This window comes from Burkholderia sp. AU30198, from assembly GCF_020419825.1.
Taxonomy (GTDB): domain Bacteria; phylum Pseudomonadota; class Gammaproteobacteria; order Burkholderiales; family Burkholderiaceae; genus Burkholderia.
Genome location: NZ_JAIZSA010000005.1, coordinates 1 through 18,579 on the forward strand (window position 1 = coordinate 1; position 18,579 = coordinate 18,579).

At 59.5% G+C, this 18,579-nt stretch carries 19 protein-coding genes and 4 pseudogenes; 18 read left to right on the forward strand and 5 right to left on the reverse strand.

The features are described from left to right. Positions 1 to 183: 183 nt before the first annotated feature. Positions 184 to 357 (reverse strand): annotated as a pseudogene (locus LGN19_RS13045) (IS30 family transposase); the annotation flags it as partial. Between the two features lie 190 nt (positions 358 to 547). After that, entirely contained in the window at positions 548 to 1,201 is a 654-nt protein-coding gene (locus LGN19_RS13050) for a TetR/AcrR family transcriptional regulator (RefSeq protein ID WP_226215088.1), read from the reverse strand. Positions 1,202 to 1,295: 94 nt separating this feature from the next. On the opposite strand from LGN19_RS13050, the gene LGN19_RS13055 reads away from it, so the two are divergent. The 3 genes and pseudogenes from LGN19_RS13055 to LGN19_RS13065 all read left to right on the forward strand — a co-directional run. Beyond that, a complete protein-coding gene (locus LGN19_RS13055; RefSeq protein WP_226215089.1) occupies positions 1,296 to 1,988 on the forward strand; it encodes a DAPG hydrolase family protein in 693 nt (230 codons plus the stop codon). Between the two features lie 41 nt (positions 1,989 to 2,029). After that, positions 2,030 to 2,295: pseudogene (locus tag LGN19_RS13060) on the forward strand (IS3 family transposase); the annotation flags it as partial. Between the two features lie 138 nt (positions 2,296 to 2,433). Next, positions 2,434 to 2,715, forward strand: a pseudogene (locus LGN19_RS13065) (IS21 family transposase); the annotation flags it as partial. Between the two features lie 311 nt (positions 2,716 to 3,026). On the opposite strand, the gene LGN19_RS13070 reads toward LGN19_RS13065, so the two are convergent. Continuing rightward, entirely contained in the window at positions 3,027 to 3,821 is a 795-nt protein-coding gene (locus tag LGN19_RS13070) for an IclR family transcriptional regulator (protein WP_122950547.1), read from the reverse strand. Between the two features lie 221 nt (positions 3,822 to 4,042). Between LGN19_RS13070 and LGN19_RS13075 the strand changes: the two genes are divergently transcribed. From LGN19_RS13075 to LGN19_RS13140, 14 genes and pseudogenes are all read left to right on the forward strand, one after another. Continuing rightward, positions 4,043 to 4,885 carry a cyclase family protein gene (locus LGN19_RS13075; RefSeq protein ID WP_164462936.1) on the forward strand — a complete coding sequence of 281 codons (843 nt, stop codon included), beginning with the start codon at positions 4,043 to 4,045 and terminating at the stop codon, positions 4,883 to 4,885. Positions 4,886 to 4,887: 2 nt separating this feature from the next. Beyond that, positions 4,888 to 5,235 carry a cupin domain-containing protein gene (locus LGN19_RS39900; RefSeq protein WP_122950549.1) on the forward strand — a complete coding sequence of 116 codons (348 nt, stop codon included), beginning with the start codon at positions 4,888 to 4,890 and terminating at the stop codon, positions 5,233 to 5,235. Then, on the forward strand, positions 5,232 to 6,035 hold the full coding sequence (locus LGN19_RS13085) for an SDR family NAD(P)-dependent oxidoreductase (protein WP_226215091.1): 804 nt from the start codon (positions 5,232 to 5,234) through the stop codon (positions 6,033 to 6,035). The genes LGN19_RS39900 and LGN19_RS13085 overlap by 4 nt, the downstream gene beginning before the upstream one ends. Positions 6,036 to 6,044: 9 nt before the next feature. Then, positions 6,045 to 6,959, forward strand: coding sequence for a 3-hydroxyacyl-CoA dehydrogenase family protein (locus LGN19_RS13090; protein WP_226215092.1), 915 nt, complete (start codon positions 6,045 to 6,047; stop codon positions 6,957 to 6,959). Between the two features lie 4 nt (positions 6,960 to 6,963). After that, the gene (locus LGN19_RS13095) at positions 6,964 to 7,902 is read left to right on the forward strand and encodes a 3-keto-5-aminohexanoate cleavage protein (protein WP_226215094.1); all 939 of its coding nucleotides are present in this window, start codon (positions 6,964 to 6,966) and stop codon (positions 7,900 to 7,902) included. 44 nt (positions 7,903 to 7,946) lie between these two features. Next, positions 7,947 to 9,143: an amino acid ABC transporter substrate-binding protein gene (locus LGN19_RS13100; RefSeq protein WP_226215096.1), complete on the forward strand. Its 1,197-nt coding sequence runs from the start codon at positions 7,947 to 7,949 to the stop codon at positions 9,141 to 9,143. A gap of 22 nt (positions 9,144 to 9,165) precedes the next feature. Continuing rightward, entirely contained in the window at positions 9,166 to 10,053 is an 888-nt protein-coding gene (locus tag LGN19_RS13105) for a branched-chain amino acid ABC transporter permease (protein ID WP_226215098.1), read from the forward strand. Then, positions 10,053 to 11,048, forward strand: a complete 996-nt coding sequence (locus LGN19_RS13110; RefSeq protein WP_226215100.1) for a branched-chain amino acid ABC transporter permease — start codon at positions 10,053 to 10,055, stop codon at positions 11,046 to 11,048. Before LGN19_RS13105 ends, LGN19_RS13110 begins: the two co-directional genes overlap by 1 nt. Then, complete coding sequence (locus LGN19_RS13115; protein ID WP_226215102.1) at positions 11,045 to 12,592, forward strand: ATP-binding cassette domain-containing protein; 1,548 nt, start codon at positions 11,045 to 11,047, stop codon at positions 12,590 to 12,592. The genes LGN19_RS13110 and LGN19_RS13115 overlap by 4 nt, the downstream gene beginning before the upstream one ends. Positions 12,593 to 12,652: 60 nt before the next feature. Further along, positions 12,653 to 13,780: pseudogene (locus LGN19_RS13120) on the forward strand (porin). 145 nt (positions 13,781 to 13,925) lie between these two features. Continuing rightward, positions 13,926 to 14,612 (forward strand): DAPG hydrolase family protein, encoded by a 687-nt coding sequence (locus LGN19_RS13125; RefSeq protein WP_226215104.1) that lies wholly within the window; start codon positions 13,926 to 13,928, stop codon positions 14,610 to 14,612. 325 nt (positions 14,613 to 14,937) lie between these two features. Beyond that, positions 14,938 to 15,039, forward strand: coding sequence for a DUF6429 family protein (locus tag LGN19_RS13130; protein ID WP_413227206.1), 102 nt, complete (start codon positions 14,938 to 14,940; stop codon positions 15,037 to 15,039). A gap of 116 nt (positions 15,040 to 15,155) precedes the next feature. Beyond that, positions 15,156 to 15,749: an SMI1/KNR4 family protein gene (locus LGN19_RS13135; protein ID WP_226215106.1), complete on the forward strand. Its 594-nt coding sequence runs from the start codon at positions 15,156 to 15,158 to the stop codon at positions 15,747 to 15,749. Between the two features lie 37 nt (positions 15,750 to 15,786). Next, positions 15,787 to 16,173 carry a VOC family protein gene (locus tag LGN19_RS13140; protein ID WP_226215108.1) on the forward strand — a complete coding sequence of 129 codons (387 nt, stop codon included), beginning with the start codon at positions 15,787 to 15,789 and terminating at the stop codon, positions 16,171 to 16,173. Positions 16,174 to 16,198: 25 nt separating this feature from the next. Here LGN19_RS13140 and LGN19_RS13145 read toward each other — a convergent pair whose 3' ends face one another. Further along, positions 16,199 to 16,639 (reverse strand): nuclear transport factor 2 family protein, encoded by a 441-nt coding sequence (locus LGN19_RS13145; protein WP_226215109.1) that lies wholly within the window; start codon positions 16,637 to 16,639, stop codon positions 16,199 to 16,201. Between the two features lie 214 nt (positions 16,640 to 16,853). Here LGN19_RS13145 and LGN19_RS13150 point away from each other — a divergent pair, with 214 nt between their 5' ends. After that, complete coding sequence (locus tag LGN19_RS13150; protein WP_174957345.1) at positions 16,854 to 17,264, forward strand: VOC family protein; 411 nt, start codon at positions 16,854 to 16,856, stop codon at positions 17,262 to 17,264. Between the two features lie 117 nt (positions 17,265 to 17,381). Here the strand turns inward: LGN19_RS13150 and trpS are convergent, their stop codons facing one another. After that, entirely contained in the window at positions 17,382 to 18,395 is a 1,014-nt protein-coding gene (gene trpS, locus LGN19_RS13155) for a tryptophan--tRNA ligase (RefSeq protein ID WP_226215114.1), read from the reverse strand. Positions 18,396 to 18,579: the final 184 nt, after the last annotated feature.

Genomic DNA, 18,579 nt, shown 5'->3' on the forward strand with positions numbered 1-18,579 from the left:
TTGCCGAATTGCTCCAGCAACTCGGCGGGAATCGCCGGCAGCTCCGCCGGCTTGGTTTTCGGTTTGCGAGGCATACATTCTCCTTGGGAGCATCATATGCCTTGAACACGAAATTACTGACAGGCCCTGAAGAAGCTCTCCATCGGTGCGTTGTTCCACGCGTTGAAACGCCGGCTCATCGATTCCGATCGCAGATCGGTTCAAGCCGATGATCAGGTTGCCTTCCCAATGCCCCGGTACAGCACGATCTTGAGATTCCGCCGGGCGTCCGGAGATCATCACGTCTTCGCTGACATGTGCCCACGCCTTGGCTTGCGGCCTGGCCCTCGGCACTCTCAGTGCTCGTCCGCGGCGCAGAAACCAGACGGGGTACCGAATGGGGCAGAACCTTGCCGATGCGCCGACATTCCAACGTTGTGGCGTGCGCGCTAGCCAACGAGCTGGCCCGCATCGCTTCAGGGCATCATTTATTGGCCGCATACAGCTGGAACATGGGCCTCACAAGCTCCGCTCTTTGCGACAGCCCGCGCGCGCTGGGCAAACCTGGCTACAGCTCCCGACTGCTCGGTTGAACAATTAGAAGCGAAAGCACCTTCATGCATGCATCAAGGTGAGAGCCGACGGTTCCTTCTGGCAGAGGGCGCATCACACCGAGCGCGATTTGGCGCAGGGGCTCGGCCACTGCCACTGCCAAAATGGCATTCGCCAGCAACGCTGGCTCCGGGGCATGCAAAAGCCCCTTGCGTGACTGCTTTTCAAGCCAACCGGAAAGCAACATCCTCCCCCGTTCGATACCGTTGCGCTCATAGCTGTCCAAGAGCTCTCGTTTACCGGGGAACTCTGTTGTCAGCAGACGGAAGAGACTGACCGCCGTTTCGGACAGTACATGCGTGCAGATGTTTTCCAGGATCGCTCGAAGTGCTTGAGCAACGTCGCCAGCATCCTGCGGATCTGTCTGCATGGACGGAGCATATTCCTCCGTCCACTGGCGAACCGCCAAGCCAATCAGTTCTTGTCGATTCGCTGCATAGCGGTATGCGGTTTTCTTGGCTACGGCGGCGCGCTTGGCTATCGCTTCCATCGTGGCGCCTTCATAGCCGCTTTCCAGCAACACATCCATGGCACTTTGCAAAAGCTCCCGTCTCGCATCTTCTTCTGCTCGGGGCGGTCGTCCTCGCTGTCTTTTCGTTGGCTGGGTCATTGGAATTTCTTCGCTGTGAAAATCACGCACATGATATAGGAAACGATGATCGTTTCCTATATCATGTGTCCGTCTTCAATCTCAAAAGAACCCGATGATGTCGCTACTCGCCAAACCGTGGCTTGACCACACACCCCTTCTCAATCCCGCTCCCATGACACTGGAGATGGGGGTGCAATATCTCGAAAACGGCAATCTGCTGGTAGCAGTGCGTACTGATCTTCATGGCTGCAAGGGAAGGATGCTTGATTGGTGGTTCACGTTTTTCGAAACTACTCAGCACATCAAATGGTGGCATCCGGTGGATCACGTTGAACATTCGGGATGGGATTCAAACTGGAGGAAGGGTGCGAGCTACCACGGTGCCAGCATCTCTGCTATCGAATCCTTGGCGGAAATCCCGCCAGTTGCCGCCAAGCTCAAATTCCATGATCCCCGCGATATCTTTACCCCCAAAACAGTAGAAGACGTTTTCGCCAGCGGCCAGGTGTCCGCCATCGTTGCCGCCCGGATCGGTTTTGGAGATCAGGTGAAGCTGGATGAGAATGGTGATCCAATGAGCGGACAAATGTTGCATGTCGCCAGGGACACACCTTTTGGTTGTGTGCTTCGCAGTCGTTTCGTCCTGGGGTTGGATGATGAACATGCGGATCATGCGCCGAGTGAAGCCATGGGGCTGGCGCTGATGCGACATTGCTATACGGAGTTCACCTTCCTTTCCCGCTTTTTGCCATCGCTTTATTATGGTGAAAAGGCCAACGGTGAGGATGTCCCTCTGCCATGGTGAAGTTCAAATTCCGATGGATCAGGTTTGCGTGCAAATCAACGCCAGGTGGAACCCGGCCGCCGATTCAAGTCCTGAAGGCGTTTGCCGATCGGCATCGCAGCGCCTTCGTGCATGATCTTATGGATTGCCCCGTCGGGGTACCGACGCTATGGTGTACGGCTTCGTGATTCGGCCAAACGCTGCACTCGCGCCAAACGCGATGAGATGCTGCGACGGGAGATCAAGCGTGTCTGGCAGGCCAACGCAGGTCGATGGTGTGCCGAAGGTCTGGAGGCGGATTAATCGGGAAGGCATCGTGGTTGACCGGTAGGCGGGGCGGGCCAACGAATGATGCAATGTCATCTGGAAGGTCGGGACGAGGCTCGGCTTCGATCTGATCGATTGTCAGGATGTCTGATTAAAGTGCGGGCAGGATCTCGCGCATGAGTTGGTATTCGGCCACGCCCAGGTGCTGCGTTATGGCCCACGCGCACCGCAACCGTGCGTGCTCGATCCGTTCGTCCACTACGTCACCGAACGTGTGCGCGAGTTTCCGGACCTGAGCGTCGAGAGTCCGCTGCGCTAGACTCGGGCCATGGGGTATATCGGTACCCGCACGGCGCTGGGCGATCTGGTTCGAGAGGTCCGGCCACCTCGCCAACGCGATTTCAAGGTGCGCTTTGAGATGCCTGCCGGGCATCAACCGCAGGTGGATTTCGCCCGCTTTAATGTCGAGTTGCGTGACGCGCTCGAAGTGTTCGGCGATAGCGTAGTCGCCGCGGCGCGGTGCAACCTGCCGTCTTCCCTGAATCTCGCGCCCGCTGAACCGGTTCAGCGGCGCCCGGCTCGCCCTCGAAGGAGCGAGACAAATCCGGTTCTGGCCCGTAGTACCAGGATGATCGGCAAGCAGCTACTCGTCTAACTGCACATCTCGGGCAGCTGCGATCTGCGTGCCTGCGCGCTACCTCGCACAAATTTGTCGATGAACCACTGGCGCCCGTCGGCTTGTTCTGCAATCACTTTGGACCACGTCAGCCGAATGCCCCTTGGACGCTGCTCCTAAAGGCGCTGCTGCAATTTATCGCACTGTTCCAGAAGTAGCGCCTCCAGTTGCCCACGAATATCCATAAAGCGTTGCGTGGGAACAGGAATCGAGATGGCTGCAAATTCGCCAGTCGGCAGTCGTAGCGATGCCGCGATTGCGCAAATGCCTTCTGCGTTTTCTTCAAGATCGCTACTGATGCCGCTACGACGGATCTCCGCGAGGGCGGCGTCGAGTTCTGTCCATGAATCAATGGTTCGGGGCGTGAGCTTACCTAGGCGCAGCACCTCCCTGAAGTGCTCAAGTTCGTCCTTCGGAACCGCAGCCAACATTGCTTTCCCTGGTGCACTTGAATGCAGCGGGAATGAAATCCCTACATCGGATTCGGCACGTAGCCGATGGGTGCCGCGGACCTGATCCACGAATACAACCTTGTCCGCATCGAGTAGCGAAAGATCGACTGTCTCCCCGCACTCACGCGAGATGTGCTGAAGCGTTGGACGCGCAATATCGACAAAGCCAAATTTGGCTGCTGCTGCCAACGGCAGAAGCGCCGGCCCCAGTCGCACCCCTCGCGCAAGTGAGGCGGCAATTACAAGATTCTCCGCATGTAGCGCATCAACGATGCGCTGAACCGTTGAGCGCGGCAGAGCGAGAAGTTTTGCAAGTTCCCCCAATGAAAGACCGTCGGGATGTGCCTTCAATGCCCTGAGCACTGCGGCTGCTCTGGCGATCACCTGTACAGCCGGCCGCTCTTCAGGTGACTTCGCGGCCTCCTGATGCTCGATCTCTTTCTGTCTCGCCCTGCTCATCTCACTCTGCCCGGTAAGTAAATGTCGATAGTTTGCCAGAGCTTCGCGCCAGCATCCGTTCTAGTCACTGAAATATGTCGAAGCCCGAATCTGGTCTCTCCGGGTTCATCCCTATGGTTTCAACTTCTCGCAGGATTAGTATCCATGTCACCGATAAACGGTACAAGTGTACCGCAATACGGTACACAATTCAACGATATTTTTTAGACCGGAGCACGCAAATGACAGTGACCGTCAGAGGCATCAATTATCAGGAGAACTTACATAACGACATGGGGCTCGAATTCTACGACCTCAGTCATCCGTGGGGCCTCGGTCAGCCCTGCTGGCCGTATTTCGAAGACGTGAAAATCGAGCGCCTTCATAACATGGCCAAATCCGGTGTCCTGACCCAGCGCATTACGACCGTGATGCACTCGGGCACTCACATCGATGCCCCAGCACACGTCGTCGAGGGCACGCCGTTCATGGACGAGGTTCCGCTGCCTCACTTCTTCGGAACGGGCGTCGTGGTCTCGATTCCGAAGGGCAAGTGGGAAGTGGTCACGGCGGAGGACCTCGAAAAGGCGAGCCCGCAGATTCGCGAAGGTGACATCGTCATCGTCAACACCGGCTGGCACAAGCACTACAGCGACAGCCGCATGTATTACGCCTATTCGCCTGGATTCTACAAAGATGCCGGCGAGTGGTTCGCGAAGAAGAAGGTGAAGATGATCGGCACGGACACGCAGGCGCTCGATCACCCGCTCGGTACCGCGATCGGACCGCACGGCCCCGGCTGGCCGAACGGGCTGCTTCCGCAGGTAAACATGGAGTACGAGCGCGAAACGGGGCGCAAGGTCATCCAGGATTTCCCCGAATGGGAACCCTGTCACCAGGCGATCCTGAGCGCTGGCATTTGCGGCATCGAAAACGTCGGCGGTGAAATCGACAAGGTCACCGGCAAGCGCGTCACGTTCGCGGCATTCCCGTGGCGCTGGACGCAGGGCGATGGCTGCATCGTGCGTCTCGTTGCGATTGTCGACAAGCGCGGCACCTACCGTATCGAAAACGGGGAAGGCTAACCATGATAGTCACCCGCATCGGCGAGGCCCGGCGTTATGAAGCACCCAATCATCACGAAGTGTGCGCATTGCGGCTCCAGGGTTTTGCACCCGGTGGGCCGGAGTCTTTCTGGGTTGGACTCTCGCACTTTCTGCCAGGAGGTGGCGCAGGACCGGACAGCTCTCCGCTGGAAAGGGTCTACGTTGTCCTCGCCGGCGAGGTGACTGTCCGAACCGGGGCTCAGGAGGTCGTTCTGGGCCCGCTCGATAGCTGCACCATCCCATCCGATGAAGTACGCGAAGTCAGAAACAACGGTAACGATGTGGCCACGATGCTCGTCGTAGTGACATACGCGGAGGCAGTTGCATGAGTACAGATTGGATCAAGTCCCCGGGCTCACTCTTTGACGTCCGCGGCAAGGTTGCGGTCGTAACCGGGGCATCAGGGGCCTTTGGTGCACTTGCGGCGCAGGTGCTGGCTGGAGCGGGAGCGAAGCTTGTGCTCGTCGCCGGCAACGAAGAAGCGCTCGGCGAAACTGCACGGAAATGCAGGGATCTCGGTGCGCACGTAGAGACTATCGTCCGCAGGCCTGGCAATGAAGAGGATTGCGAAGCAATAATGGATGCCGCATTGGCGGCGTTTTCAGGGCTAGACATCCTGGTCGTCGCGTCCGGGCTTAACGATCCGTGCCCAATCATTGAAATGTCTCCCGAGCGATTTGACACTGTGATGCACGGCAACATCACCGGTGCCTGGCTGCTGTCCAGAGCCTTTGGCAAGCGGGTCATCAGACACGCGACTCGCGGGAAAGTCGTGCTTGTATCGTCGGCCCGCGGCAAGCTCGGACATCCCGCAGGCTACTCCGCATATTGCGCGTCCAAGGCAGCGACTGATGGTTTGACCCGTGCATTGGGATGCGAATGGGGCAAATACGGCATCACGGTGAATGCGATCGCACCGACCGTATTTCGCTCCCCACTGACTGCGTGGATGTTCGAGGACACGGAAAAAGCCAACAAGGTCCGTTCCGAATTTCTCTCGCGCGTGCCTTTGGGCCGGCTGGGAGAGCCTGAAGACCTTGCCGGGCCTTTGCTCTTCCTGTGCTCGAAAGCGTCCGATTTTCACACCGGGCATACCGTTTATGCCGATGGTGGCTACACAGCGGGGTGAATGAAAACTATGGAAAAGATCGGTATCGTCGGCGCGGGCCTTATGGGTCAGGGAATTGCCCAGGTTTTTGCCCTGGCGGGCCACCACGTCAAGGTATTCGACGTGAATGGCGATGCGCTCGCGTCGCTGGTGACACGCACGACGCGCAACCTGCTCGACCTTGAACTCGACACCTCCGTGGTTGCGAACATCGCTCCATCGGCAGATCTCGAAGAGGCAGTCAACGACGCCGACGTCGTATTTGAAGCCGGCCCCGAAAATCTCGCATGGAAGCAGGAACTCTTCGCAAAGCTCGAGAAAGTCGCACCGGCGAGCGCAATCCTGGCAAGCAACACCTCCGCGATTCCGATCACCAGCATCATGAGTAAGGTTGAATCGGGGCACCGGGCCATGGGAACGCACTGGTGGAATCCCCCGTTTCTCGTTCCGCTCGTGGAAATTGTCAAAACGCCTGCGACTGATCACGCGGTTGCCCTTCGGATGTTCGATCTGCTGACACGCGTGGGCAAAACGCCTGCAATGGTCGAAAAGGATATTCCGGGATTTATTGGCAACCGCCTCCAGCATGCCCTCTGGCGCGAAGCGATTTCCCTCGTAGCCCATGGCGTCTGTGACGCCGAAACCGTCGATACGGTGGTAAAGGCAAGCTTCGGTCGACGACTGCCGGTTCTCGGACCGCTGGAAAACGCCGACCTCGTCGGCACCGATCTCACGCTCGCGATTCACCAGGTGCTGCTGCCTGCTATCGAATCTGAAGCAGAACCGTCGCCGTATCTGGACTCGCTTGTCAAGCGTGGACATCTGGGCATGAAGACCGGGCAAGGCTTCCGTCAATGGACCGCCGAACAGCAGGCGAATCTGCGCTCGGAGGTGTTTCAACATCTAAAGGCAATGGATGCGGCAAGTCGTCGCGAGGAAAAGTAATCAAATGGCCAGGAACCAGAAAAAGGTAATCATCACGTGCGCCGTGACCGGTGCGATCCACACGCCGTCCATGTCGCCGTATCTTCCGTTGACCCCGGCGGAGATTACGACACAAGCCGTTGAGGCCGCCGAGGCTGGCGCCGCAATTCTCCACCTGCATGCGCGCGATCCGAACGATGGTCGACCCACAGCCGATCCCGCGATATTCGAGCGGTTCCTTGGCCCGATCAAATCGCAAACCGACGCGGTCATCAATATCACGTCTGGGGGCTCAACGAAGATGACGCTTGAGGAGCGGCTCGCACCTCCTCTCCGGTTCAAGCCGGAAATGGCGTCATTGAATATGGGCTCAATGAATTTCTCAATTCATCCAGCCGCGCAAAAAATCAAGGAGTGGAAATATCCGTGGGAGAGGGACTACGTCGAAGGAACCGAAGACATCATCTTTCGAAACACCTTTCGCGACATTCGCCACATCCTTGAGCACCTTGGTGACGGCTGCGGAACGCGCTTTGAATTCGAGTGCTACGACGTTGGCCATCTCTATAACCTCGCCCATTTCGTCGACGCGGGGCTGGTCAAGCCTCCGTTCTTTATCCAGACGATCTTCGGCATCCTCGGTGGAATCGGGCCGGATCCCGAATGCGTGACTTTCATGCGAGAAACGGCGAACCGACTCTTCGGGGAAAGCTATCAGTGGTCTGTACTTGCGGCTGGCCGTCATCAGATGCCGCTACTGGCGCAGGCTGCCGTCGCCGGTGCAAACGTGCGCGTCGGTCTGGAAGACAGTCTTTACCTGGGGCGCGGCCAGATGGCACAGAGCAATGCCGACCAGGTCCGCAAAATCCGGCGCATCCTCGATGAGCTGGGGCTGGAGATTGCAACGCCAGACGAAGCCCGTGAGATGCTGAATCTCAAGGGATCAGCTAACACCGCATTTTAGGCACAAGAAATAGAACTAAAAAAACACATATACCAGGAGACAAAATGGATAGGCTTCGAAACAGATGGGCGATTGGCCTCGTTTTCACTTCGGCTGTCGTGTTCGCAACGGCGGCTACGGCCGATGAGATAACGATTGGTGCTTCCCTGCCACTTTCCGGCCCGCTTGCAGGTTTCGGAGCCTATCAGAAGTGGGGTTATGAAACGGCTGTGAGCGACGTCAACAAAGGCGGCGGGCTCAAGGTCGGAAACGCGCAGTATCAGGTAAAACTCGTTATCCGCGACGATAAAACGGATCCGAATGTTACCGCGAGCAACACCGAGACGTTGATCTCCAGGGATGGTGTTGTCGGGATGCTTGGCTCATGCACGCCGGCGCTGGTGAATGCCGGCTCGCTTGTTGCAGAGCGTCGAAGCGTCCCGATCGTTTCCGGTTGCGTCCCACTTGGCGCGTTCAAGGCGGTCCGGCGATGGAAGTATGCATGGGCAGTCTTCTTCGACGAGTCTGAATTGGGCGTCGCCCCATTCCGGATGATCGCTGACTACCGCCTTCAGACGAACAAAAAGGCGGTGATTTTGTCCGACAACGGTCCGGATGGACGAGTCGTCGGCGGACGGATCTGGCCCAACGCCATATCAACAGGCGGCTTCACGCTCGTTCAGCAAAACTCGTTTCCCGTCGATTCACAGCAGTTCACCACCATGATCGCGCAAGCGAAGGCGGATTACGCTGACATTGCACTGGTTGACGCGATCCCGCCACAGGCGATCGCGATGCGAAAGCAGATGGCCGCGGCGGACTTTCATCCCAAGTTGCTGGTCATGGAAAAGGGGGGGGAGCCCGAACAGTTTGCCAGGGCCTTGGGCAAGCTCTCCAATGGAGTCCTGGTGGGCGGTTATTGGGATCCCAGTTTTCCTTATCCTGGTGCGGCTGAACTCGGCAAGCGCTTCGAAACGGAAACGCATCAAACACAAAGCCAGCATATCGCCGACTCATACGCCGCCGCCCAGGTCCTCCTGGATGCAATCTCGGCGGCCGGTAGCATCGACCGCGAGAAGATCAATCAGGCAATCGGCAAAACGGACAAGTCGTACGTCGTGGGTCCGGTGAAATTTGATGCAGACCATACGTCACGCATCCCGGTCGTCGTCATGCAATGGCAAGACGGGAGGGCGGTGACCGTATGGCCCAAGGAAAAGGCCAACGGAAAATTGGTCTTTCCGCTCCCGGCACTTCACTAACGCATGGTTTGAGGAATTGATCATGCTCCAGATATACCATCCAAATTTATCAGTTATCCTGAGTGGTATTGCGTCAGGATTCCTCCTGGGCGGAATGCTCGCGCTTACTGCTTTGGGCCTGTCTATCGCACTTGGCGTGATGCGCCTTGTCAACCTTGCACACGGAGAGCTTCTGGTTGGTGGGGCCTACATCGGCTTCTTTCTCGTTCAGTTCGCTGGCATCGATCCACTTCTGGGCCTTCCACTTGTCGCCGCGATCATGGGGGCAATCGCGTTGCCGTTCCATAAGGTTCTTGTCCGGCCACTGGCGAACAAGGGGATGGAAGCGCCGATGATGACAATGTTTGGCGTTTCCATCATCCTCCAGAATCTTTACCTGCTCTGTTTCAGCGCGGACACACGTGCCATCAACACGGACTATGCAGCGCGTCCACTTGTTTTTGGTCCAGTGACGATCGGCGAAATCTACGTGATCGGATTCGTCGTTTCCGTCGCGCTTACGCTCGGCGTGCACGCCCTGATCACCCGGACCCGGTTCGGTCGTGACCTTCGAGCAGCCGCAGTGGACCCCTCGGCCGCGGCCGTGATTGGCGTCGACGTCGCAAAAGTGCACGCGCTGACATTCGCGCTGGGAGCAGCTTGCGCCGCAATGGGAGGCGTGCTCATTGCCACCGCATTCTCATTTACGCCGAGTACCGGTTCGACCTACCTGCTCATGAGTTTTGCGGTCGTCGTGATGGGCGGGATCGGCAACATATTTGGAACACTCGCGGCCGGAATCACGCTCGGTATTTTGCAGAGCATCGGCGCACTCGCATTCGGCGATGGCTATCGTGATCTGGTGGGCCTGGTCATCTTTCTTTTCGTTCTTGCGCTGCGTCCTCAGGGCATGGTGCCGGGAGTACGCTAATGACGAATCTATCAAACAATCCGGCGACTTCTGTAACGGCAGGGCAGATACGCAATGCGCTCTCCCGATCGACCGCGACTGCCTCGGTTCCAGTTGCCGTCACCGCAGTCCTGCTCGTTCTCATCGGAATCGTCGTGCCTCGGATGGGGGACTATGCGCTTGAAGTCGGGTTCAGACTATTGCTGCTACTGACTATCGCCGAAGCATGGAATCTCATGTCCGGTTTCGGGGGAATGGTCTCGCTCGGCGCAGCTGCATTCTTCGGTGCCGGTGCGTATTCGATGACTGGCCTCGTCAATCTGCTGGACATGCCACCGTGGCTGGCCGTACCCATGTCAGGGTTCACGGGAGCCGTTCTAAGCGTGGTCGTCAGCAGAGGTGTGTTCCGGCTTCGCGGTCTGTACTTCACTGTCGGCACCCTTGCACTTGCGGAAGCACTCCGTCTTTTCATGGTCAACTACAGCGGCTTCGGTGGTGCATCGGGGCTCGTGCTCGCTCTGGATCCGCCGGGGCTGCGCACGTTGTTCCTCATGGCTCTCGCCCTGGCCACCGTGACCATTGTATTGATGAGCATCGCAACACGCTCGCGGTTCTCGGTGTTGTTACGCGCCGTGCGCGACGATGAGGACGCTGCATCGCAAATGGGCGTGCGTACGTTTCGGATCAAGCTTCTCGCCTTCTTGGTGTCGAGTGCGCTGACCAGTATCGCGGGTGCCCTTCAGGCCTTGAAGCTGGGGACAGTCGAACCCTATGGCACGTTCGGCATTCAATGGACGGTCAGCGCACTGTCCATCGTGATAATCGGGGGGCAGGGGAAACGTGCCGGCCCATTTCTGGGGGCAATCTTCGTTGTCGTGCTAGGCGAGTTGCTCGCTGACTGGCCGGCGCTCCACCTCGCCATTACCGGCGCCATTCTCATTACAGTCATCCGGTTCGCTCCTCAGGGAATAGCGGGACTGCTCCAGAAAATCGCAAACCGGAAGGCAATGTCATGAGCATCGAACATTCCACACCACTTCTTCATGCTACAGATCTCGTCAAGCGTTATGGCGGACTCGTTGCTACCGATTCCGTATCCATTTCTGTTTCGCACGGCGAAGTTCTCGGCATGGTCGGCCCGAACGGCGCCGGAAAGTCCACTCTCATCGGTTTGCTGGGCGGAGCGGTGAAGGCGGACGGCGGCTCTGTCTATTTGGACGGTGAGGACATAACCAGGTTCGGATCTGCCGAACGCGCGCGCTGCGGGATCGGTCGGACTTACCAGATTCCGCGTCCATTCATGGATATGACCGTGCGCGAAAACCTGCTTGCGGCCCGGTTCAGCCTGCATCCTTTCTGCCCGAAGCGCGAAGCGCTCCTCGCTTGCGACAGGATCCTCGAGCGTACCGGTCTGCTCGAATCGGCGAACCTGCCTGCGCGCCAACTGCCGCTGCTTCGAAGAAAGCGCCTGGAGGTCGCAAGGGCTCTTGCCCTGGACCCGAAGATTCTCTTGCTGGACGAGGTAGGTGCAGGCCTTGTCGACAGTGAAGTGACTGAACTCATCGACCTCATTCATTCGCTTTCGGGCGAGATTCAGGGCGTCATCATTATCGAACACGTCATTCGCGTGGTCCGGGAGTGCTGCCAGCGCCTGATCGTTCTGAATTTCGGCCGCAAGTTTGCCGAGGGGCCGACGAGGGAAGTCCTCTCAAGCGACGAGGTCGCTGCTGTCTACCTCGGCACGGCGCATCGCAGCCTCCCGGATACCCCGTCGTCAAAAGTGAAACATGAACACGTCGAGTCCGCCTCGACGGCGGTGCCGCGTGTTCGGGAAGAGGGCGCTTCGGCCCCGCTACTGGAACTGAGCGATATCCACGCCGGATACGGTCAGGCCCGCGTGCTTAACGGGATCGATCTGACCGTCCACAGCGGAGACGTCATTGCGATCCTCGGTACGAATGGCGCAGGTAAGACGACCCTCGCAAACGTGCTTTCTGGAACGGTGCGTCCGACCGCAGGGGAAATCAAGGTCGACGGAAAGGTACTCGGCGCAAGCGCGCCCCATCGTTTCGCGGCGCTGGGCTTGGCCCAATGTATGGAAGGCCGCCGGATCTTCAGTTCGCTGACAGTTGAGGAGAATCTCGTTCTCGCTGCACGTAACGCCCCGGCCAATGACGTTCAGGAGCGCCTTGATCACGTATACAGCCTCTTCGCCGACCTGCGAGAGCGGCGCAGAAACGCGGGTACTTCGATGTCCGGCGGCCAGCAACAGATGCTCGCGATAGGCCGGGCCTTGATGGCCCGCCCCCGTCTCATCGTCTTTGACGAAATCAGCCTTGGGCTGGCTCCAGTAATGATGGACCGCCTATACCTCGCGCTGCGCGAGCTGAAGGCAGCGGGCATGACGATGTTGATCGTCGAACAGGACGTAGAGCGCGCGCTCGATCTGGCGGACCACGTCCACGTGATGGAACACGGACGCTTTGCCCTCTCCGGCCCGATCGATTCCATCCGCAACGACCCACGCCTCCGACATCTCTATCTCGGGACGGCCGACTAGTACAGACAAACGATAGAAACACCGCAGTGCAACATCACAAATAGAACTATCGGAGACAACATGAGGAGACACGCAATTACACTGGTGGCAGTGTCGGTCGCTGCTGCGAACGCACACGCACAAAGCTCGATCACGATGTTCGGATTCCTGGATGCCGGGATTACTTACGTGAGCAACCAAGGGGGACATTCGAACACACTGCTCGACACTGGCGTCTGGGCACCGAGCCTGTTCGGCTTGAGAGGCGCCGAAGACCTCGGCGGTGGCACGAAAGCGATTTTCATGCTCGAAAGCCAGTTTGATACGGCCAACGGTTCGACGATACCTTCTGCGGGTGCTCTTTTCGCACGTCAGGCGTGGGTCGGCCTGTCGGACCCGAGGCTGGGCGACATCACGGCCGGCAATCAACACGACTTCATGTGGGAGTCGCTGCTGTTCGGAGAGTTTCACGACCAGAACGCCGGCTTTGACGGCTCGCTTCTCTATGGCGGCTTCTATAATTTCAGGCAGGGTCCATTCTCTGCACTCGGGATTCCTAATAATGCTACGGGATCATCCGACTTCGATCGCGTGGCCGGATCGTCCCGCGTCTCGAACTCAGTCAAGTACAAATCACCCGATTTCTCAGGCTTCACATTCGGGGCGCTTTACGGCTTTGGACAGGTCGCAGGAGATTTCTCGTCCAGCAATTCGGTCAGCTTCGGTGCCAACTACTCTCGCGGCCCGTTCGCTGTTGGGGCGGCCTATACGGAAGTCAAGTACCCCCAGATGAATAACGGCCACGACGGCATACGAAACTACGGTGTTGGCATGCACTACAACTTCGCAGGGATTGTTCTCGCCAACGTGCTCTATACCAATACGAAGAACACGTTGACCGGCGCGCGTATTGACGTCGGGCAGATTGGCGCGAACTGGTTTATTTCGAATGTCTGGACGCTCGGTGCGAACTACGAATACATGAAGGGCAACGAGACCTTGCTGAACAACAAGGCTCACTAGGTGACCGGCGCTCTGATGTACTGGTTCTCCAAACGCACCGCGGTCTACCTGGAAGGGGTGTATCAGCACGCCTCCGGTGACAACCCGGATACCGGAGCCTGGATCAACGGACTGTTTGGCCCGACAGCCGCTTCGTCCAGCCACTCACAAACCATTGGTCGCCTGGGGCTGACAACGGCGTTCTGAGGTTCTACAGCCTCGAACAGCGCCGCTGCCGGCGCAGCCGGCTTCGCGGTTCGCCGCGAACCGACATGCCTCGCACGTGAGTCACAGCTGTAGCTGTAACGCAAGTTTCGGCATCGGTGCCGAACAACCTATCGTGGAGAGAGAGATGAAACTCGAAGAAGTTGGTCAACTGCTGAATCCGGCCCCGCTGCGCATGGAGACGGGCTACGAACGACTGGAAAACGGCGTGCTCCACGTCGCTTGCCGTACCGATCTGCACAATTGCACCGGTGAGATGTTCGAGTGGTGGTTTCGGTCCCGCCCGGACACCCGCCACTATCGCTGGTGGCATCCGGTGGATCACGTGAGCAGCGCGTGGGCGGAGGGCACACCCGATACCCACGTGGGGTCGGTCCATCTCGTTGAGGAGTTTTTCACGGGACTGCCGGCACAGCGGCTGGCAATTCAGTTCAGGGATGCGACCGAGTTTTTCGAGGCAGATGCGTACGAGAAGGCGCGTAGCGATGGCCGCCTGAGCGCCGCGGTATGTGGTCGTATTGGCTTGGGCGAGAACCCTGAACGGACTGCTGACGGCAAGGTTATCGGCGGGCGGCTGCTCCATATTGGCCGGGACGCGGAATGGGGCCTTGCGCTGCGCAGTCATTTCTACATTGGGCAGGACCTTCCCGCTCTTGGAAACAGCCCGTCGGAGATCGCTGAAATCTTCCCCGACGCTTTCGGACAGGCGTTGCTCATGCACTGCTACAACGAATTCACGTTTCTCTCGCGGTTTCTCCCGTCGCTGTTCCTCGGCGACAACCGTGAAAGCCTCAAGATCCCATTGCCTTGGTAGGCAAACAAAACCGAACGGGGAGACGCCCCAGTGTTCACTCGATCCGGTATCAAGGGTGTAGCAAAGTCGAGCATGCGCTTTCTTCGTGAGTGGATCGTAGCCGGCATGAGACTGCGGGCTCAGGGAGACATGCTGTACGTCCCTGAAGATGACACTCACAATCAAGCAGGAGGCGCGAACGAAGATGAGACCCGTAGTACCGGCGTGTCCCGCTCTCAAAGGGCGAGACCGCGCCAATATTCAGACGACGAACAGGATACGGAAATATGAACTGACAAATTGACCAAGCGGTTCAGCGAAACTGCGGGTCACTCGGCAAACCGTCTTGAATTGGGATGCACTCAACCGACCCGATGACCGCGGTCTCATTGGCGATCTCGTCAGCAAAACGAGATCGGTGATCCTCACCGACGACGGTTTGCGCTAATCCGAACGTCTGTTCAAGCAGCACTGCGTCACCGCAGGCAGCAAAATCGATTCATGAAACGAATTTGCAACTCACGACACTAAAATGGCGTGTGCCCGTTCTTCGGACCTGACGCAATGACCCTCGTCGATACCTATCTCGCCGGCCTGCGCGCCGCGCTGCCCGATACCGACAACGCGGCGCTTGCCGCCGCCACGGGCGCGACGCCCGCGCAGCTCGACGCGCTGCGCGCCGCGTATCCGCAGTGCCCGGCCAGCCTGATCGAACTGCTCGGCAAGCTCGACGGGACCTACCGGCGCGACTACGGCGGCACGACGGTCAAGGTGCTGGTGCTGGGCTCCGACGTCTACGAATACCCGTATTACCTGCTGTCGGCCGCCCAGATGCTCGAGAAAGGGGCGAAGTACCGCGACAGCATCGAGGAGATGTATGGAGACGACGCAAACGACGACGGCGAACTCGTCGATCCGCGCATCGACATCGCGCTGCCGTTGGGCCGGCGGCTGTGCTTCTCGCATTGCGTGAACAACGGCGGCACGTCGCAGCTCTACATTGATTTCGACCCGGCGCCGGGCGGCAAGGTCGGGCAGGTCGTGCGCTACCTGCACGATCCCGACAACTATGCGGTGATCGCCGACGACTTCGACGGCTACCTGCGAAAGCTGATCGACGGCGGTTATGCGTTTGTCATCGATTTCGACGAAGAATAGTGGCGGGGCGGTGGCTGCCGCTACAGGAGAGATGGAAATGCGAATCTACGTGACGAGTATCTTCGTCGACGATCAGGACAAGGCGTTGACGTTCTATACCGACAAGCTCGGTTTCAAGCTGAAGAACAACGTGCCGGTAGGCGAGTACCGCTGGCTGACCGTGGTGTCGAAGGACCAGCCGGACGGCACCGAGCTGCTGCTCGAGCCGAGCCACCATCGCGCGGTCGGGCCTTACAAGCAGGCGCTGTACGAGGACGGCATTCCGGCGGCATCGTTCCAGGTCGACGATCTCGACGCGGAGTTCGAGCGGCTCAAGGCGCTCGATGTCCGCTTCACGCTGGAGCCGATGGACGCCGGGCCCGTGCGCGTCGCGGTCGTCGACGATACGTGCGGGAACCTGATTCAGCTGATGCAGATGAAGTGAAGTAAGGCGCCGCCGCGCGGGGCATTCAGTCGGTTGCGGCCGGCAGCGCATCGTGCATCCAGCTGCGCTCCTGCGTGCGGCTCCGGATGCGCCACCCGCATTCGGTCCGCACCAGCAGGTCGCGATACCAGAGCCCGACGAAGCACACGCGGTCGACGCCCGTTTCATCGGCCGAGATCATCATCGCGTGGCCGGCCGTTCGCGCGGTCGCGGCGTCGCCGTCGACGACCAGCAGCGACGTCGAGATCGTGTGCTGCGTGCCGCGCATCGCCGACGTCACCTGTTCCAGATAGGCGGCAATTTCCGCACGGCTGCCGACCGGGCCGCCGAAGGCCGTGTAGTCGAGGGTCGCATTGGTTGCGAAGAGGCGCTCGAATTCATGCCAGTCGTGGCGGTCGACCGCGTGGCAATAGCGGGTCAGCAGATCCTGGATCTCCATCCGGTCGATCGTTTCCTGGGGCGTCATGGTGTCGTGGGTGGGTGGATGACGGGGAAACGATAGCGGGGGCGGGCGGGGGTGGCATCGGCGGAGTGGACTAAGGGCCGGCCCGTTGTCGGCGCGAACGACTTCGCACGTGTCGGTGGCGGGCGCTCGGGTATCGCCCACGAGCAGCAGGGTGACTTCGATGCGAAATGCCACGCTCATGTAGACTCGTGTGCCCTTCAACGGAGTAGATGCGATGCAACTGCTTGATCACGTGTCAATCAGCGTGCCGGATATCGAACTGGCCCGTCCGTTCTACGATGCCATCATGGCCGCGCTGGGCGCAGCCAAGGTCTATGACCGTCCGACCGCGCTCGGCTATGGAGAACGCTGCAATGCGAACGACACCGCGTCGACATTTCTGGCGGTCTATCTGGATCCCGCTGAAATCGGCGTGAGCAAGCGGCACTGGTGCTTCAAGGCCGCGAGCCGCGAGCAGGTGGACGCGTTTTTCAAGGCTGGCCTGTCGACGGGCGGGCAGTCCGACGGCGAACCCGGCTTGAGGCCGCATTACCACGGCGAATACTACGGCGCGTTTCTCGTCGACCCGGCCGGTAACAGGGTGGAAGCGGTGTGTCACGCGGCCGTGCCAACGCACGCATCGTGATGAGGGTGCGGTTGCATCGACGCTCGCTTGCGCATGTGACGCGGCGGTGATCGCCACACGCCGGCCCGATACCGGCCGGCGCGCGGAGCGCGTTCGCATGCTCGCAGCCTGCGCCGTTCAATCGAAGTAGTTCAACCCCATCGCTCCCTTCACCTCCGCGAGCGTCGCGCCGGCGACGTCCCGCGCGTGCATCGTGCCGCGCTTCAGGATCGCCATCACTTCGGCCTTGTCGGCCTCGAATTCGCGTCGGCGTGCGCGGATCGGCTCGATCAGCGCCTGCAGCCGCTCGTTCAGCACGCGCTTGACGACGCTGTCGCCGAGCCCGCCACGACGATAGTGGGCCTTCAATTCGTCGACCTTCTGCACGTCGGGCTCGAACGCATCGAGGAACGTGAACACGACGTTGCCCTCGACCTGGCCGGGATCGCTCACGCGCAGGTGGTTCGGGTCCGTGTACATGTCCTTCACGGCCTGCGTGATCTCGTCCGGCGTCGAGCCGAGCGTGATCGCGTTGCCGAGCGACTTGCTCATCTTCGCCTTGCCGTCGATCCCCGGCAGCCGCGTGACCGCCGACAGCACGGCCTCGCATTCGACCAGCACGGGCTGCTCGACGGTTGCGTTGAAGCGGCGCACGAGTTCGTTGGTCTGCTCGATCATCGGTAGCTGGTCGTCGCCGACCGGCACGTGCGTCGCCTTGAACGCGGTGATGTCGGCCGCCTGGCTCACCGGGTAGGTCAGGAAGCCGGCCGGGATGTCGCGCTCGAAGCCGCGCAGGCGGATCTCTTCCTTGATGGTCGGATTGCGTTCGAGGCGCGCGACCGTGACGAGGTTGAGCAGGTATTGCGACAGCTCGGCAAGCTCGGGCACCTGCGACTGCACGACGATCGTCGAGATCGCCGGGTCGATGCCGACGGCGAGATAGTCGAGCGCGACTTCGATCACGTTCTCGGTGACGCGCTGGCGGCGGCCCATGTTGTCGGTGAGCGCCTGCGTGTCGGCCAGCAGCAGGAACTGCTTCGCTTCGTGCTGCATTTGCACGCGGGCGCGCAGCGAGCCGATGTAGTGCCCGAGGTGCAGCGGGCCGGTCGTGCGGTCGCCGGTGAGGATGGTCGGACGGGTCGGGCGGGTCATGTTGGTCGTTGCTCCGGGTTATCGAAGCCGCCAGCCATGGTGTCTGCGCAGAAACGCAAATGCCGCCATCGCTGGCGGCATCACGTTTGGGACATGCAAAAGGAAACGGGCCGCCTGGGTCAGGCGCGCCACCAGCAATGCACGTTCGGCGAGGCGGGTCGGGTTTCCATTGCGAGAGTATAGC